Origin of the sequence: Streptomyces sp. WY228 (assembly GCF_019287315.1) — a bacterium.
GTDB classification, from domain to species: Bacteria; Actinomycetota; Actinomycetes; order Streptomycetales; family Streptomycetaceae; genus Streptomyces; species Streptomyces caviscabies.
Map to the genome: position 1 here is coordinate 1,174,138 of NZ_CP079114.1, position 16,102 is coordinate 1,190,239.

The window sequence follows — 16,102 nt, forward strand, 5'->3', positions numbered from 1 at the left end:
CGCGCCGGGCCGGGCCGCGCTCCGTCAGACTGGCCCCATGACGACGATTCTGGTCACCGGCGCCACCGGAACACTCGGCCGGCAGGTCGCGGAGCGACTGCGCACCGAAGGGGCCGACGTCCGCGGCCTCAGCCGGCGCTCCCCCTCGTACGCCGTCGATCTGCGCGACGGCAAGGGGCTGGACGCGGCGGTCGAGGGGGCGGACGTGATCGTCCACTGCGCCACCGCCCCGCGCGGCGGCGACGACGTGGCGGCGGGGTTCCTCATCGACGCGGCGAAGCGGGCCGGGACGCCGCATCTTCTCTCCATCTCGATCGTCGGCGTGGACCGGCTGCCGCTGGGCTACTACACGGTCAAGCACCGGGTCGAGCGGATGATCGAGGACTCCGGGCTCGGCGCGACGATCCTGCGGACCACACAGTTCCACGATCTGGCCCTGCGCATCCTGTCCGGAGCGGCGAAGCTGCCCGTGCTGCCGGTGCCCTCCGGGGTGGCGCTCCAGCCGGTCGACAGCGGTGAGGTCGCCGACCGGCTGACGACCCTGGCGCTCGGCGCTCCGGCGGGCCGGGTGCCCGATCTGGGCGGCCCCGAGGTCCGTGAGCTGACCGACCTGGCCGGGGCGTTCCTGCGGTCCACCGGCCGGAGCCGACGGATCGTACCGGTCCGGCTGGCGGGCAAGGCGTACGCGGGCTACCGGCGCGGCGACCACCTGGCACCCGAACACGCCCTGGGAACCGTGACGTTCGAAGAATTCCTCGACCACCGCCGTCGCCGTCCGGCCTGAACGGAGTTCCGGGTCGTCAGCCGCCCGGGGCGAAGAGCGCGTCCTGCGCCGCGTCCCGCGCCGTGATCAGCGCACCGCGCAGCACCGCCCCGTCGCCCAGCGAACCGGCGCGGACCTCGGTGCGCAGCGGTGACATCGCCGCCAGCCGCTCCTCGACCCGGGCGGCGAGCGCTCCCCCGCCCGCATGGCCGACGGCCCCCGCGAGCAGGACGCAGCCGGGGTCGAGCACCGAGACGACGGCGGCGGCGCCGAGGGCGAGGCGGTCCGCCAGCTCCTTCAGGAAGGGCTCGCCCGCCTCCCCCGCCTCCAGAGCGGCCCGCACCACGTCCGCGGCCGCCGCCTCCTCCCGGCCCTCGGCCACCGCGTCGAGGTCCATGAGCCCGTGCCCGGCGGCGAGTTCGCACAGCGCGACCGAACCGGCCAGCGAGTGGAAGCCGCCCTCGCAGTTGACCGCGGAGGGCAGCCCGCTCACCCCGGGAACGGGCAGGAAGCCGATCTCGCCCGCGCCGCCGGACGCCCCCTGACGCAGCTTGCCGTCCAGCATCACGGCGGCCCCGATCCCCTGGCCGAGCCAGAGCAGGACGAAGGTCTCCCGGTCGTGGGCGGCGCCCTCCCGGTGTTCCGCGACGGCCGCGAGGTTGGTCTCGTTCTCCACCAGGACGGTGGCGGGCAGCCGTCGCTGGAGCTCCCGCACCAGGCCCCGGTGCCAGGCGGGCAGGCCGGAACTGTCGCGCAGTTCGCCGGTGACGGGGTCGATCAGCCCGGGCGCTCCGACCCCGACGCTGTGCAGCGGTACGGAACCGGCTTCGCGGGCGGTGCGTTCCAGCAGGGCGGCGGCCAGCTCGACGGCGGGTTCGGTGCCGGTGTCGCTGCCGATGGGCAGGGAGCCCTCGGCGAGGGTGGCGCCCAGCAGATCGGCGACGACCACGCCGACGCTTCCGAGGCGCACGTCGAGCGCCGCGAGATGGGCCCGGTCGGCGACGATCCCGTACAGCTTCGCGTTGGGTCCGCGGCGGACGGCCCCGGACTCGCCCACGACCTGGATCAGCCCGGCCCCCCGGAGCCGCTCGACGAGGTCGGCGACGGTGGGACGGGAGAGCCCGGTCAGCGTCTTGAGCTGGGCGGCCGTCAGCGGGCCCTCCTGCTGGAGCAGCCGCAGGGCGAGCCGGTCGTTGATGGCCCGAGCCGTGCTCGGTGATGCGGGCATAACCGGGATCCTTCCAGATCGCCGCCGCGCCGTTCTCCCGGGCGTTCTCCGGGCGCGAAGTAACGACTATTTATCAGGCAGGGTTCCTGATAGTTTACGCCACGCATCGCCGCACGGAGAACGCCGGGACGGCTGGCACCCGAGCATTCCCAGGGGAGGGACACGACGGCATGACGAACGACCCGACCGTCACGGTCTACAGCGCGCCACAGGTGAAGCGGGCGCGGATCGCCGTCGCCGCGGTCTTCACCGTGCACGGGGCGGTGACCGGCAGCTTCGCGACCCGGGTGCCGTGGATCCAGGACCACGCCGGGGTGAGCGCGGGCCAGCTCGGTCTGGCGCTGGCCTTCCCGGCGATCGGCGCGTCGATCGCGATGCCGCTGGCCGGCCGGATCAGTCACCGGTTCGGGGCGCGGACCGCCCTGCGGGGGCTGCTGACGCTGTGGACACTGGCGCTGATCCTGCCCGCCCTCGCACCGAGCCTGGTCACCCTGTGCGCGGCGCTGTTCGTCTACGGGGCGACGGCGGGCATGTCCGATGTCGCGATGAACGCCCTGGGCGTCGAGGTGGAGAACCGTCTCGACAAGTCGATCATGTCGGGGCTGCACGGCATGTGGAGCGTGGGCGCGCTGATCGGTTCGGCGGCGGGCACGGTCGCCGCCCACACCGGGACCGACGCCCGTCTCCACCACCTCGTCGCCGCGGTGGCCCTCACCGTGCTGGGGCTGATCGCCTGCCGGGGCGTCCTCGACCTCCAGAGCGCTCCGGAGGAGGAACCGCCGCCGCGCTTCACGCTGCCGCCCAAGTCGGCCCTGGTCATCGGGGCGATCGGGTTCTGCGCGGTGTTCGCCGAAGGGGCGAGCCTGGACTGGTCCGCGGTCTATCTGCGGGACGTCCTGGACAGCTCCGACGGTCTCGCGGCGGCGTCCACCACGGCGTTCGCGCTGACGATGGCGGTGGCCCGGATCGCCGGGGACCGGATCGTCGACCGGTTCGGCGCGGTCCGCACGGTGCGCACCGGTGGGCTGCTGGCCACCGCCGGCGGGCTGCTGGTCGTGTTCTCGCCCAGCCCGGCGGCCGCGATGTGCGGCTTCGGGCTGCTGGGCCTCGGCGTGGCGGTCGTGGTCCCGCTGGCCTTCGCCGCGGCGGGGCGCAGCGGACCGAACCCGAGCCAGGCCATCGCGGGCGTCGCCACCATCACGTACACCTCGGGCCTCATCGCCCCCTCCGCGATCGGCTCGCTGGCCGAGGCGACCTCGCTGGTGGTGTCGTTCGGCGTGGTGACGGCGCTGGCCTTCGGCCTGGTGCTGGGCGCCGGAGTGCTGAAGTCGGCCGATCGCAAGGTCACCGGCTCGGCGGTGGGCGGCGGTACGACGACGAAGAGCGCGACCGGGAGCTGACCGGGGCGGTCGGTGTGCGCGGCGGCGGGAGGCGTACGGCCGAGGAAACCGGGAGGCGCGTGAGGGGTACGGCGACGGAAACGCGGTACGGCGGCGCGCGGCGGGTGACCTCCGCGCGGCCGCCGCTCGCCGCACCACTACCATGGCGCTGATCTTTTTCCGCAGGTGAACACCGAAGTCCCGATCGCGGACCGGCCGGCACACCGAGCAGACCTTCAGGGAGCAACCATGAGCCTCGGCGTGCGCTGGACCTTGCACGGCGACGGGAAGACACCCGCGCCCGGGGCGGTGGTGCGCCCCGACGAGCGGCTCTCCTGGCCCCGTACGTTCGGACTCGGCGCCCAGCACGTGGTGGCGATGTTCGGGGCCTCGTTCGTCGCCCCGGTCCTGATGGGCCTCGATCCGAATCTCGCGATCATGATGTCCGGTGTCGCGACCGCGATCTTCCTGCTGGCGACCAAGGGCCGGGTGCCCAGCTATCTGGGCTGCTCGCTCTCCTTCGTCGGCGTCGCGGCCACGATCCGGGCCAGCGGCGGCGACAGCGCGACCGTCACGGGCGCGGTGCTGGTGGTCGGCGCCGCCCTGTTCCTGGTGGGTCTTGCGGTGCAGCGGTTCGGCGCGCGGATCATCCACGCGGCGATGCCGCCGGTGGTGACGGGCGCGGTCGTGATGCTGATCGGCTTCAACCTGGCGCCGGTGACCGCTTCCACCTACTGGCCGCAGGACCAGTGGACGGCGCTCGCGGTGATGCTGTTCACCGGGCTCGCCGTGGTGTGTCTGCGCGGGTTCCTCTCCCGGATCGCGATCTTCCTGGGGCTGGTCTTCGGCTACGTACTCTCCTGGGTGCTGGACCTGGTCTTCGGGAAGATCCACTCCCCGGCGGGCGGGGCGGAGGCCGTCGACCACTGGCGCCTGGATCTCTCGGCCGTCGGGCAGGCCGACTGGATCGGGCTGCCGTCCTTCCACGCGCCCGCCTTCGAGTGGTCCGCGATCCTGGTGGCGCTGCCCGTGGTGATCGCGCTGGTCGCCGAGAACGCCGGGCATGTGAAGGCCGTGGGCGAGATGACCGGCGACTCGCTGGACGACAAGCTCGGCACCGCCATCGCGGCGGACGGCGCGGCCTCCATGCTCTCCACCGCCGTCGGCGGGCCGCCCAACACCACGTACTCCGAGAACATCGGCGTGATGGCCGCGACCCGCGTCTACTCCACGGCCGCCTACTGGGCGGCGGCCTGCTTCGCGCTGCTCTTCGGCCTGTGCCCGAAGTTCGGCGCGGTCGTCGCCGCGATCCCGGGCGGGGTGCTCGGCGGGATCACCGTGATCCTGTACGGGATGATCGGCCTGCTCGGCGCGCAGATCTGGCTCAACGGCCGGGTGGACCTGCGCAATCCGCTCAACCTCGTCCCGGCGGCGGCGGGCATCATCATCGGCGTCGGCGGGGTCGGCCTGAAGATCACCGACAACTTCGAGCTGGGCGGCATCGCGCTCGGCACGATCGTCGTGATCACCGGCTACCACGTGCTGCGGGCCTTCGCCCCGGCGCACCTCAAGACGCAGGAACCGCTGCTGGATTCGGGCACCTCGGCGTACGACGAGGACGCCACCGGGTCCGAGGGACCGGCCGCCGGACCCGGGAAGTCCTGAGGCCGCGGCAGCAGATGGGCCCGCCCGTGGATCAGCCCGTGGCCAGGGCGTAGGCGTACTCCGGGGTGAAGGAGCCCGCCGCGCCCGAGCAGCCGTCGGACTCCCCCGGCAGCTTCACCCAGAGATACGCGTCGATCCGGGCCTCGCCCGTCCGGGTCGTCGGGGTCTGTCCCAGGGCCCGGCCCGCCGGGTCGCACCACTGGCCGGCGGCGGGCGCTCCGTTGCCGTTGCGGCTGGTGTCGACGACCGCGCCGAGGCCGGGCGGGCCGCCGAGCGCGGCGAGCACCCGGCGGGCGTAGGCGGTCTCGTCGGCGGTGCGGTGGAAGTTGGACACGTTGGTGAAGATGCCGTCGCCGCTGGTGGCCGCTCCGGCGGCCCGGAGCGCCGCGGCCTGTTTCGCAGGGGTGTGCCAGCCCGAGTGACCGCCGTCGAAGTAGACCCTGGCCTGCGGGTTCGCGGTGCGCAGGGTGCGTCCGGCGCGGGCCAGCGAGGCGAAGCGGGCGGCCCGCTCGGAGGCGGCGAGGCAGTCGGAGAGGGCGATGGCGTCCGGCTCCAGGATCACGATCGCCGGGCCCGCGCCGAGCCCTGCGGCGAACTCCCGTATCCACGCGTCGTACGCGGCCAGGTCCGGGGCGCCGCCCTGCGACGCGCCGCCGCAGTCCCGGTCGGGTATCGCGTACGGCACGAGCACCGGGGTCCGGCCCGCGGCGGCCGCGCCCCGGGTGACCGTGCGGACCTGCGCCGCTATCCCGTCCGGGTTGTGGGCGGTGAACCAGACGGCGGCGGGCTGCGCGGCGATACGGGACTCGATCACCGGGCGGCGTGGGTCGTCGGGGTTGGCCCGCACCCAGTCCAGGACCTGCGACCGGGGGTGCCGGAACAGCAGGGTCCGGGGCGGCGGGGCGGGGGTGGCCGGCCGGGATGGCGCGGTCGTCGCGGGGGCGGTACGCGGGCGGGTCGCGGTGCGCGAGGAGGACGGGGCCGGAGCGGGGGTCGCGGAGGACGGGGGCGCGGTGGGCGACGGGGCCGTGGGCGTCGGCACGGCGGGGAGGGGCTGGAGGACGGGCGGGGGTGTCGGCTCGGGGCGGGAGGTGTTGCGCCCGTCGTCCCGGCCCGCGTCGATCAGCCCGGCGGTGGCGCCGATCGCCACGACCGCCGAGGCGACGGCCAGCACGGCGTGACGGCGGGTGGCACGCCGGCGATCCCGGTGTGCGATACGGCGCTGCGCGCGTGAACCCGGCACTCCTCGATCCCCTTTTCCGGCACCGTTGTTCGTCCGATCCGATGAACCTCGGGCCGGTCGGCGCCGTGGCGAGCCTACGGCTGGGACGCTCCGCGCATGACGCAGATCGAGCAGTCCGCAGTACCGGTCCCCGTCGGCGGCGCGCCGACGGGCGGCTCCCCGGTGGTCGAACGTATGCGGGAACTGCGTTCCCGGTGGCCGTCCACGGACGGGGTGGCGGTCTTCAACGAGGCCTATCTGGAGGTCGTCGAGAGGGCTGATCCGGGCCTCGGCCGGGGTGGGTTCGACGACCGGGAGGCCGCCGCCCTGCTGGGCGTGCGCTGCGCGGAGCGCTATCTGTCGGCCGTGGAGACGGCGACGGCGGGCGGGCGTCCGCCGCAGTGCTGGCGCCCGCTGCTCCAGTACCGCCGCCATCCCGGCGTACGCCCGCTGCAGTTCGCGCTGAGCGGTCTGCAGGCGCACGTCGGGCACGATCTGGTCCTGGCGGTGGTGGACACCTGTCGTACGCTCGGCTGCGCTCCGCCGGACCTGGAAGGGGAGTTCGAGCGCGTGGGCGATCTCCTCGTGTTGCTGGAGGAGTTGATCCACGACGATCTGATGCCGGGTCCCGATCTGCTGGAGATCGCGGACCCGGTGACGCATCTGGTGAGTTCCTGGAGCCTGGAGCGGGCCCGCGAGGCGGCCTGGTCGGCGGCCCGGGTGCTCTGGCGGCTGCGCGGATTCCCGTCGCTGGCCGAGGAGTTCAGGCAGCGGACCGACGCGGGCGCGGGTCTGGTGGGGCGTTTCCTGCTCACGCCCTGCCGCTGACGCCCGCGCCCGCGTCGGTGCGCGGTGCCGCCGGTCAGTCCTCCGGGAGTTCGACCGGGGCGATCTCGTCGAAGACGTCGCCGGGGCCGGGGTTGGTCGCGTCGGTCGCCCCGCCGAACTGGTGCATGACGCCCCACACGGCGTTCAGCGCGGTCTGCACGGCCCCCTCGGCCCAGCCGGCCGTCCAGGAGATGTCGTCGCCCGCCAGGAACAGGCCCCGCTTGTCCTCGGGCAGGTCGTCCTGCATGAAGTGGGTGAACAGCCGCCGCTGGTAGCGGTAGTGGCCGGGCAGGTTCGCCTTGAACGCGCCCATGAAGTACGGCTCGTTCTCCCAGGAGACGGTGACCGGGTTGCCGATGATGTGGCTGCGGATGTCGACGTTCGGGTAGATCTCGCCGAGCGACTTGAGCATGACGTCCATGCGCTCCTTCGGGGAGAGCGGCAGCCACTTCAGGCTGTCGTCGCACCACGTGTAGGAGAGGCAGATGACGGCGGGCCTGTCCGGGCCCTCGTCCAGGAGGTACGTCCCCCGGGTCATCCGGTCGGTGAGCGTCATCGACATGGTGTCGCGGCCGGTGAGCTCGTCCTTGTCCAGCCAGAACGGCCGGTCCACCGGCACGAACAGCTTGGACGACTCCATGTAGTGGGTGCGCTCCATCGCCGTCCAGTGGTCGATCGGGAAGAGCGCGTCATCGCAGTCGATCTTGGAGAGCAGCAGCCAGGACTGGCCGGTGAAGACCGCGGCCCGGAAGGTGCGGATGTCGCCGGTGGCGTCGGTGACGGTGATGCGGTTGCCCGCGGTGCGGGTCAGCCGGGTCACGGCGCCGCGCGGCTCGCCGCCGTGCAGGGAGGAGAGCGAGGTGCCGAGCGGCCAGTGGACGATCTTCTGCGGCTCACGGTCCCACAGGCGCAGCGGGAGCTGCTGGCTGCCGCCGACGATGCCGCGGTGGTGGTCGTCGGCCTCGGTGTAGACGACGCGCAGGATCTCCAGGATGGAGTTGGGGAAGTCGGTGTCCCAGCCGCCGGTGCCGAAGCCGACCTGGCCGAAGATCTCGCGGTGCCGGAAGGACTTGAAGGCCTCGGACTCGCAGAGGAAGCCGTAGAAGGTCTGGTTGTCGAGCCGCTCGACGAGCTGCGCCCAGATCTCCCGGATGCGCGGTACGTCGCGCTCGCGCAGGGCCCGGTTCATGTCGGAGAAGTCGGCGCCCTCCTCCAGACAGGCGTTCCAGGCCTCGGCCACATCGCGGTAGACCTGCGGCAGGTCGTCGATGGTCTCGGCGTAGTGCGACTCGCCCTTGAGGTCCACGACGGTCGAGGGCGTGGCCGGGGAGAGCGGGTTGGGGAAGGGCCGGGTCTCCAGACCCACCAGGTCGATGTAGTGCTGGAGCGCCGTGGAGGACGGCGGGAAGCGCATCGCGCCCATCTCGGCGGTGAGGTCGCCGTCGCAGCCGTCGAAGCCGACGGTACGCAGCCGGCCGCCGATCTGGTCCGCCTCGTACACGACGGGCTTGAGGCCCATCTTCATCAGCTCGTACGCGGCGATGATGCCGGACAGCCCGCCGCCGATGACGGCGACCTCCTGGCCGTGCTCGGTCGCCGGTATCTGTCCGAGGCCGGCCGGGTGGGCGAGGAAGTCGTCGTACGCGTACGGGAAGTCCGGTCCGAACATGGTGATCGGCGGGGCGGCCGCGTCGGTGTGCTGGACGGCGTTGGGCACCGTGGACGTCATGGGGTACGGACTCCTTGCGCGATGACTCTGGGGAGGGGAAGTCGAGGGGGGCGGGCTCAGGCGAGGGAGCCGTACAGACCGGGGCGGCGGTCGTGCAGATAGGGGTTGGCGGCGCGCGATGCGGCCAGGAACTCCGGGTCCACCTCGCCGAGGACGAGCTCCTCGCCGCGGCCGGCGCGGGTGCGCACGGTGCCGTCGGGGCCGGCCAGGCAGCTGAGCCCGACGAACTCGAACTCGCCTTCCGGGCCGGTGCGGTTGACGTACGCCACGTACATCTGGCTCTCGAAGGCCCGGACGGGGACGACGGATTCGGCGACGAACTGGAAGGGGTGCATCTGCGCGGTGGGCACCAGCAGCAGGTCGGTGCCGGCCAGGGCATGCGCCCGGACGTTCTCCGGGAACTCGACGTCGTAGCAGATCAGCAGGCCGATGCGGAGACCGTCGAGGTCGGCCTGGACGACGGTCTGCTCGCCGGGGGTGAACCACTCCTGCTCGAAGCAGCCGAAGAGGTGGGTCTTGCGGTAGTTCGCGAGGCGCGTGCCGTCGGGGCCGATGAGCTGGGAGGCGTTGAAGATCCGCTGCCCGTCGCGCTCCGGGTAGCCGTAGAGGACGGCGAGGCCGTGGCGTACGGCGATCTCGGCGACGGCCTCCGCGCCGGGACCGTCGGCCGGCTCGGCGAGTACGGGGACGGCGTCGCCGATGGCGTAACCGGTGAGGAACAGCTCCGGCGAGACCAGCAGCCCGGCTCCGGCGCCGGCGGCCCGTGCGGCGGCCTCGTCGAGCACCTTCAGGTTCTCGGCGACGGCGCCCGGACGTCCGGAGCTCTGGAGCAGGGCGGTGCGCAACGACGGCATGGCTGACCTCGGGCGGTGCGGGCGGGGTGGGGAGACGTATCGAAGGTACGTGGCCCGGTTCGCGCCGGACAAGGCGCGAGTGTTGCGCGTCGACCGTTGATTCGTTGCGCGCGAAGGGCTTGCCGCGGCGAATCGTTGCGTCGGACATCACCGCAGGTCAGCGGGGTGATGTGCGCCACCCGTTTCAGGCCGGCGGGGCCTCCGCGGAGTACCGGCGGAGCAGCGGTGAGAGCACCAGGACGGACTTGGTCCGCTCGACGTACGGCTCCCCCGCGATCCGCTCCAGGACCTGTTCGAAGTGGCGCATGTCGGCGGCGAAGACCTGCACCACCGCGTCCGCCTCGCCCGTGACGGTGGAGGCCGCGGCGATCTCCGGATAGCGGGCGAGGCCCTGCTTGATCGCTTCCGGGGAGGTGTTGCGGCTGCAGTAGATCTCGATGAACCCCTCGGTCTCCCAGCCGAGCGCCGCCGGGTCGACCCGCACGGTGAAGCCGGTGATCGCGCCCTCGGCCCGCAGCCGGTCGACGCGGCGTTTCACGGCGGGGGCGGAGAGGCCGATGAGGGCGCCGATGTCGGCGTAGGAGCGCCGGGCGTCTTCGGCGAGGGCGTGGACGATGCGTTCGTCGAGGTCGTTCAGGCGCACGTCGGGCGGTTCACTTCTCTGCGGTGGGTCGGCTTGCGGGAGGCGGAGGGTGCCGCCTCCCGCAGTAGACCACGGGCCGCCGCCCTGGGCATGCCCGGTGCGGCGGGGCAGGCCGTCAGAAGGGGAACTGCGAGCGGCCGTGCTGGATGGAGATCCACTTCTGGGTGGTGAAGGCCTCGGTCATCGATTCGCCGTTCAGCCGGCCGAGGCCGGAGCTCTTCTCACCGCCGAAGGGGACGATCGGCTCGTCGTGGACGGTGCCGTCGTTGATGTGGATCATGCCGGTGTGGATGCGCTGCCCGACCCGCACCCCGCGCTCGATGTTGCCGGTGTGGACGGCGCCGCTGAGTCCGTACGGGGTGTCGTTGGCGATGCGGACGGCCTCGTCCTCGCCGTCGAAGGGGATCAGCAGGGCGACGGGGCCGAAGATCTCCTGGTGCAGGACGGGCGAGTCGGCGGCGAGGCCGGTCAGTACGGAGGGGCTGACCAGGTTGCCGTCGGCGCGGCCGTGCAGGAGGGCCGTCGCGCCGGCCGCCACGGTCTGGTCGACGAGCTTGGAGACGGACTCGGCCTGCGAGGAGTTGATCAGCGGGCCGATCTGGGTGGCCGGGTCGGCGGGGTCGCCGACGGTGAGCGAGGCGACCTTGGCGACGAACTTCTCGGTGAACTCCGCTTCGACGGCGCGGTCGACCAGGATGCGGTTGGCGGCCATGCAGACCTGGCCCTGGTGGACGTACCGGCTGAAGACCGCCGCGTCGACGGCGTAGTCCAGATCGGCGTCATCGAGCACGATCAGGGCGCTGTTGCCGCCGAGTTCGAGGACGGCGCGCTTGAGGTTGCGGGCGCAGACGGTGGCGACGTGGCGGCCGACCTTGTCCGAGCCGGTGAAGGAGATGACCTGCGGTACGGGGTGCTCCAGCAGGGTGTCGCCGATCTCCGCGATGTCGGTGATCACGACGTTCAGCAGCCCGGCGGGCAGCCCGGCGTCCTCGAAGATCTTGGCGAGCAGGGTGCCGCCGCAGATCGGGGTGTTCTGGTGCGGCTTGAGGACGACGGCGTTGCCGAGGGCCAGCGCGGGCGCGACGGACTTGAGGGAGAGCAGGAAGGGGAAGTTGAACGGGCTGATCACGCCGACGACCCCGACGGGCACACGGTAGACCCGGTTCTCCTTGCCCTCGGTGGGCGAGGGGAGGATCTGTCCGGCGGGGCGCAGGGCCAGCTGGATCGCCTCACGGAGGAATTCCTTGGCCAGGTGCAGTTCGAAGGCGGCCTTCAGCCGGGTGCCGCCGAGCTCGGCGACGATGGCCTCGCCGATCTCCGGCTCGCGCTCCTCCACGAGGCGCAGCGCCTTCTCCAGGACGGCCCGCCTGCTGTACGGGTTGGTGTCCGCCCACGCCTGCTGGGCGCGCTCCGCGGCGCGGTAGGCCTGGTCGACCTCGTCGGCGGTGGCGACCGGGATCGAGGCGAGCTTCTCCCCGTCGAACGGGTTGAAGTCGATGATGTCCCAGGACCCCTTCCCCGGCCTCCACTCGCCGTCGATGTACTGGTGGGCCAGGTCAGTGAAGAAGGACATGAGATCCCTTACCGCAGAGAGAGGCAAGCAGCTGAGTGCGCTTCATATTACTTATACTTCAACAGAGTTGAAGCGCGGCCCCGGCCACTCCACAAGGCCGGAAAAGACCCCGCCCCCTCCGGCGCGAAAAGGCCTTAAGGGGGCGGGGTCGTCGCGGTGATCCGGGATCAACTCCAGCTGGCGTGCAGCGGCTTGCCCTCGGCGTAACCGGCGGCGCTCTGAATACCGACGACGGCCTTCTCGGCGAATTCCGCGAGGGAACCGGCGCCGGCGTAGGTGCAGGAGGAGCGGACGCCCGCGATGATCGAGTCGATCAGGTCCTCGACGCCCGGGCGGGTCGGGTCCAGGAACATCCGCGAGGTGGAGATGCCCTCCTCGAAGAGCGCCTTGCGGGCGCGGTCGTACGCGGACTCGTCCGAGGTGCGGTTCTTGACGGCGCGGGCCGAGGCCATCCCGAAGGACTCCTTGTAGAAGCGGCCGTCGGCGGACTGCTGGAGGTCGCCGGGCGACTCGTACGTACCCGCGAACCAGGAGCCGATCATCACGTTGGACGCGCCGGCGGCGAGCGCCATCGCGACGTCGCGCGGGTGCCGGACGCCACCGTCGGCCCAGACGTGCTTGCCATGCTTCTTCGCCTCGGCGGCGCACTCCAGGACGGCGGAGAACTGCGGGCGGCCGACGCCGGTCATCATCCGGGTGGTGCACATGGCGCCGGGGCCGACACCGACCTTGATGATGTCCGCGCCCGCCTCGATGAGGTCGCGCACGCCCTCGGCGGCGACGATGTTGCCCGCGACGATCGGCACCCGCGGGTCGAGTGCCCGCACGGCCTTCACCGCGCTGATCATCGATTCCTGGTGACCGTGGGCGGTGTCCACGACGAGGACGTCGGCGCCCGCGTCCAGGAGCTGCTTGGCCTTGCCGGCCACGTCGCCGTTGATGCCGACGGCGGCCGCGACGCGCAGCTTGCCCGCGGCGTCGGTGGCGGGGGTGTAGAGCGTGGCGCGCAGGGCGGCCTTGCGGGTGAGGATGCCGACGAGGCGGCCGTCCGCGTCGACCGCGGGGGCGAGCTTGCGGTTGGCGCCGTCGAGCTTGTTGAAGGCGTCGCGCGGGTCGATGTCGGCGTCGAGCAGCACCAGGTCCTTGGACATGACCTCGGAGAGCTGGGTGAAGCGGTCGACGCCGGTGAGGTCGTGGTCGGTGACGACGCCCACCGGGCGGCGGTCGGCGTCGACGACGACGCCCGCGCCGTGGGCGCGCTTGGGCAGCAGCGACAGCGCGTCGGCGACGGTCTGGCCGGGGGCCAGCTCGATCGGGGTGTCGAGGACGAGGTGGCGCGTCTTGACCCAGGAGATGACGTCGGTGACGACCTCGATCGGGATGTCCTGGGGGATGACGACGAGGCCGCCGCGGCGGGCGACGGTTTCGGCCATCCGGCGGCCCGCGATGGCGGTCATGTTGGCGACCACGAGCGGAATGGTGGTGCCGGTTCCGTCGGGCGACGAGAGGTCCACACCCTGCCGGGAGCCGACCGCGGAGCGGCCCGGAACCATGAAGACGTCGTCGTACGTGAGGTCGTACGGGACCGCGGGGGACTCTGTGTAGCGACCGGTGCCCGGCTCAAGAAAACGCATAACACTCATTTTTTCATACGAAACGGTGCAGGTCGTTTCCACGAAGACACAGCAAAAGACCCCCGCGTTCGTCCGTTCCTCCAAGGAGCACCGAGAAGTGCTCCGAGAAGGTGGCCGGGGGCCCCGGGCAAGTGGAACCTGCCTTACCCACGGACTCTACCCGAACGGTATTCGAATCATTCGTGATCACCATCCCTGGACCGGGTGACAAGGGGTCAGGTAGCTTCAAACCCGCAGGTCTCGGGGGTGTCCGAAGCGTCGATCCGGCTCGTCGGCACCCCTGGGCACACCGTTTGACCGGAGAGGATCCAGATCCGCCTGTGGACAGCGAACTGCCGGACATCTACTGCCCGTTCCCGCAGCGGACCAACCCGCACGTGGGACACACCCGGGGGCATCTGGACGCCTGGACCAGACGGACGGGGCTGGTCCACCGCGAGTCCGCGAGGCACCGATTCGAACAAGCCGATTTCGGGTCGTTCGTCGGCATGGTCTACCCGACGGCCGACGAGGAGCACCTCGACCTGGTGGCCGACTGGTTCGTCTGGCTCTTCCTGGTCGACGACCAGCTCGACGACGGCCACCTCGGCCGTTCACCCGATCGGGTGAGAAGTGTCGTCGAACGCATGCGCGCGGTGGTCGACGGCTCCGCCCCCGAGCCGCTGCCCGGGGAAGAGGTCCCGGCCGCCGTGACCGCCCTGGCCGATCTGTGGAAACGTACGACGCCGAACGCCGCGCCCCACTGGCGCACCCGGTTCGCCTGGCACCTGATCACCTACCTCACGACCGCCACGACCTGGGAGGCGGGAAACCGCGCCGAGGACGTGGTGCCCTCGGAGGAGACGTACATCGCCAAGCGGCGGCACACCGGGGCCATCCACGTCTGCATGGACCTCATAGAGATCGTGGCGGGCATCGAGGCCCCGGAGTCGCTCCACAACGACCCCCGCTTCATCACCGCGCTGGAAGCCGCGTGCAACCACGTGTGCTGGGCCAACGACGTGTACTCCTTCGAGAAGGAGCAGGTGCTCGGCGAGATCCACAACCTCGTCCACCTGGTCCGCCACCACCGGGGTTTCGGGGAGCAGCAGGCGCTGGACCATGTCGCGGAGCGGCTGGCGATGGAGACCGAACGGTTCCTGACCGCCGAGGACGAGTTGCTGGAGCTGTATCCGGAGCTGTCCGGGCTGCTGGTGCCCTATCTCGACGGGATGCGGAGCTGGATGCGCGGCAATCTGGACTGGTCGCGCCAGACGCCCCGCTACAACCCCGCCGACGTGGGCCAGTACGAGGAGCCCGAGGAGTATCTGGAGGAGACCGTGCTGGGCGTCCCGCCCGCGCGCACCGAGGTGGCGGCTCCCGCTCCGTGCGCGGCGAAGGCGCCGCCGGCCGGCTGAGGGCGGCCGGACATGCCGAGGGCCGGGCACCCGCGGGTGCCCGGCCCTCGGCATGTCCTGGGGGTCACTCCCCGTCGGGGTCGGCCCGCTCCAGCGCCGGGCGGACGCCCGCGGCTGACTCGGTGAGCAGATGGTCGGCCGCGGCGGTGTCCGTGACCAGGCTGGTGACCAGACCGGAGCGGAGCACCGCGCCGATCGCCGCCGCCTTGCGCCGCCCGCCCGCAATGGCGACCACCTCGGGGATCCGGCGCAGCCGGTCCGCCTCCACGGTGATGCAGCGCTCGCCGAGGTCACGGCCGACCCGGCGGCCTTCGGCGTCGAAGAGGTGCGCGGACATCTCGGCGGCGACGCCGAGCGAGGCGTAGTGGGCGCGCTCCTCGTCCGAGAGCATGTCGTGGACCGTGGAGATGCCCGGCTCCCAGGAGCCGATGGAGACGGCGGCGACCGTCACCTTGTCGAAGTACTCGAAGGCGCGGGCGATGCCCGTCTGCTCGCGCAGCGCGGCGGCCGTCGCGGGGTCGGGCAGCAGCATCGGGGCGTAGATGGGGTGCGCCTCGCCGCCGGACACCTGGGCAGCCCGGCGGACCGCCTCGACCGAGCCGCGCTCGGCGGTGCCCGCGTCGTACACCCCGGTCAGCTGGACCACCGTGCACGGCGGGAGCCGGTCGAGGGCGGCCGCCATGTGGATGGTGGAGCGGCCCCAGGCCAGGCCGAGCACATCGCCCTCGGCCACCAGTTCGCCGAGGAGGTCGGCCGCGACCTCGCCCAGGTTCTCCGGGTCGGGGGCGTCCTCGGGCTCCTCGGCCGGGGACTCCACGACGACCGCGTGGCGCAGCCCGTAACGGGCCCGGAGCGCGTCGGAGCGTTCGGCGTCGAGCTCGGCCGGTACCCGGATCTCGATCCGTACGAGATCGCGTTCGAGGGCGGTCTCCAGGACCCGGGCCACCTTGAAGCGGCTCACGCCGAACTCCTCGGCGATCTGGATCTTGGACTTGCCCTCCAGGTAGAACCGGCGGGCCATGGCCGCCGCCTGCACCAGCTCCGCGGGTCCCATCCGCATGGCTGACCGACCCGCCGAGATGCCAGACACCGCGATCTCCTCACTGCTGTTCACACGCCCGATACGCCGTTCATCCTGTCAGATCCGGCGATCCTTGATCGGTCCTGTCGGACCGCGTTCATCTGCC

General features: G+C 72.1%; 13 protein-coding genes. 5 read left to right on the forward strand and 8 right to left on the reverse strand.

The window, feature by feature from the left end; genetic code table 11:
- Positions 1–37 precede the first annotated feature (37 nt).
- Entirely contained in the window at positions 38–784 is a 747-nt protein-coding gene (locus KV381_RS04780) for an SDR family oxidoreductase (protein WP_218784712.1), read from the forward strand.
- Between the two features lie 16 nt (positions 785–800).
- Here the strand turns inward: KV381_RS04780 and KV381_RS04785 are convergent, their stop codons facing one another.
- On the reverse strand, positions 801–1,991 hold the full coding sequence (locus tag KV381_RS04785; protein WP_218784714.1) for an ROK family transcriptional regulator: 1,191 nt from the start codon (positions 1,989–1,991) through the stop codon (positions 801–803).
- A 170-nt stretch (positions 1,992–2,161) separates the two neighbouring features.
- Here KV381_RS04785 and KV381_RS04790 point away from each other — a divergent pair, with 170 nt between their 5' ends.
- Positions 2,162–3,391 (forward strand): MFS transporter, encoded by a 1,230-nt coding sequence (locus tag KV381_RS04790; protein WP_218784716.1) that lies wholly within the window; start codon positions 2,162–2,164, stop codon positions 3,389–3,391.
- 228 nt (positions 3,392–3,619) lie between these two features.
- A complete protein-coding gene (locus tag KV381_RS04795; RefSeq protein WP_086779709.1) occupies positions 3,620–5,035 on the forward strand; it encodes a uracil-xanthine permease family protein in 1,416 nt (471 codons plus the stop codon).
- 31 nt (positions 5,036–5,066) lie between these two features.
- Here KV381_RS04795 and KV381_RS04800 read toward each other — a convergent pair whose 3' ends face one another.
- Positions 5,067–6,278 carry a glycoside hydrolase family 6 protein gene (locus tag KV381_RS04800; protein ID WP_218784718.1) on the reverse strand — a complete coding sequence of 404 codons (1,212 nt, stop codon included), beginning with the start codon at positions 6,276–6,278 and terminating at the stop codon, positions 5,067–5,069.
- 96 nt (positions 6,279–6,374) lie between these two features.
- Between KV381_RS04800 and KV381_RS04805 the strand changes: the two genes are divergently transcribed.
- Complete coding sequence (locus KV381_RS04805; protein ID WP_030080359.1) at positions 6,375–7,085, forward strand: DUF5995 family protein; 711 nt, start codon at positions 6,375–6,377, stop codon at positions 7,083–7,085.
- A 34-nt stretch (positions 7,086–7,119) separates the two neighbouring features.
- Here the strand turns inward: KV381_RS04805 and KV381_RS04810 are convergent, their stop codons facing one another.
- The 5 genes from KV381_RS04810 to KV381_RS04830 form a co-directional block, all read right to left on the reverse strand.
- On the reverse strand, positions 7,120–8,814 hold the full coding sequence (locus KV381_RS04810) for an NAD(P)/FAD-dependent oxidoreductase (RefSeq protein ID WP_030080361.1): 1,695 nt from the start codon (positions 8,812–8,814) through the stop codon (positions 7,120–7,122).
- Between the two features lie 56 nt (positions 8,815–8,870).
- On the reverse strand, positions 8,871–9,668 hold the full coding sequence (locus KV381_RS04815) for a carbon-nitrogen hydrolase family protein (RefSeq protein WP_218784720.1): 798 nt from the start codon (positions 9,666–9,668) through the stop codon (positions 8,871–8,873).
- 184 nt (positions 9,669–9,852) lie between these two features.
- Positions 9,853–10,311, reverse strand: a complete 459-nt coding sequence (locus KV381_RS04820) for an Lrp/AsnC family transcriptional regulator (RefSeq protein WP_030080365.1) — start codon at positions 10,309–10,311, stop codon at positions 9,853–9,855.
- A 115-nt stretch (positions 10,312–10,426) separates the two neighbouring features.
- A complete protein-coding gene (locus KV381_RS04825; RefSeq protein WP_030080367.1) occupies positions 10,427–11,884 on the reverse strand; it encodes an aldehyde dehydrogenase family protein in 1,458 nt (485 codons plus the stop codon).
- Positions 11,885–12,051: 167 nt separating this feature from the next.
- Positions 12,052–13,518: a GuaB1 family IMP dehydrogenase-related protein gene (locus tag KV381_RS04830; protein ID WP_030080369.1), complete on the reverse strand. Its 1,467-nt coding sequence runs from the start codon at positions 13,516–13,518 to the stop codon at positions 12,052–12,054.
- A gap of 320 nt (positions 13,519–13,838) precedes the next feature.
- Between KV381_RS04830 and KV381_RS04835 the strand changes: the two genes are divergently transcribed.
- The gene (locus tag KV381_RS04835; RefSeq protein WP_030080371.1) at positions 13,839–14,915 is read left to right on the forward strand and encodes a terpene cyclase; all 1,077 of its coding nucleotides are present in this window, start codon (positions 13,839–13,841) and stop codon (positions 14,913–14,915) included.
- A 64-nt stretch (positions 14,916–14,979) separates the two neighbouring features.
- On the opposite strand, the gene KV381_RS04840 is transcribed toward KV381_RS04835, so the two are convergent.
- Entirely contained in the window at positions 14,980–15,975 is a 996-nt protein-coding gene (locus KV381_RS04840) for a sugar-binding transcriptional regulator (protein ID WP_030080373.1), read from the reverse strand.
- Positions 15,976–16,102 lie beyond the last annotated feature (127 nt).

Excerpts from the sequence above, each read along its gene's own strand:
- KV381_RS04780 (WP_218784712.1), top strand. The coding sequence starts at position 38 with ATGACGACGATTCTGGTCACCGGCGCCACCGGAACACTCGGCCGGCAG.
- KV381_RS04785 (WP_218784714.1), bottom strand. The coding sequence starts at position 1,991 with ATGCCCGCATCACCGAGCACGGCTCGGGCCATCAACGACCGGCTCGCC.
- KV381_RS04790 (WP_218784716.1), top strand. The coding sequence starts at position 2,162 with ATGACGAACGACCCGACCGTCACGGTCTACAGCGCGCCACAGGTGAAG.
- KV381_RS04795 (WP_086779709.1), top strand. The coding sequence starts at position 3,620 with ATGAGCCTCGGCGTGCGCTGGACCTTGCACGGCGACGGGAAGACACCC.
- KV381_RS04805 (WP_030080359.1), top strand. The coding sequence starts at position 6,375 with ATGACGCAGATCGAGCAGTCCGCAGTACCGGTCCCCGTCGGCGGCGCG.
- KV381_RS04810 (WP_030080361.1), bottom strand. The coding sequence starts at position 8,814 with ATGACGTCCACGGTGCCCAACGCCGTCCAGCACACCGACGCGGCCGCC.
- KV381_RS04815 (WP_218784720.1), bottom strand. The coding sequence starts at position 9,668 with ATGCCGTCGTTGCGCACCGCCCTGCTCCAGAGCTCCGGACGTCCGGGC.
- KV381_RS04825 (WP_030080367.1), bottom strand. The coding sequence starts at position 11,884 with ATGTCCTTCTTCACTGACCTGGCCCACCAGTACATCGACGGCGAGTGG.
- KV381_RS04830 (WP_030080369.1), bottom strand. The coding sequence starts at position 13,518 with ATGCGTTTTCTTGAGCCGGGCACCGGTCGCTACACAGAGTCCCCCGCG.
- KV381_RS04840 (WP_030080373.1), bottom strand. The coding sequence starts at position 15,975 with ATGCGGATGGGACCCGCGGAGCTGGTGCAGGCGGCGGCCATGGCCCGC.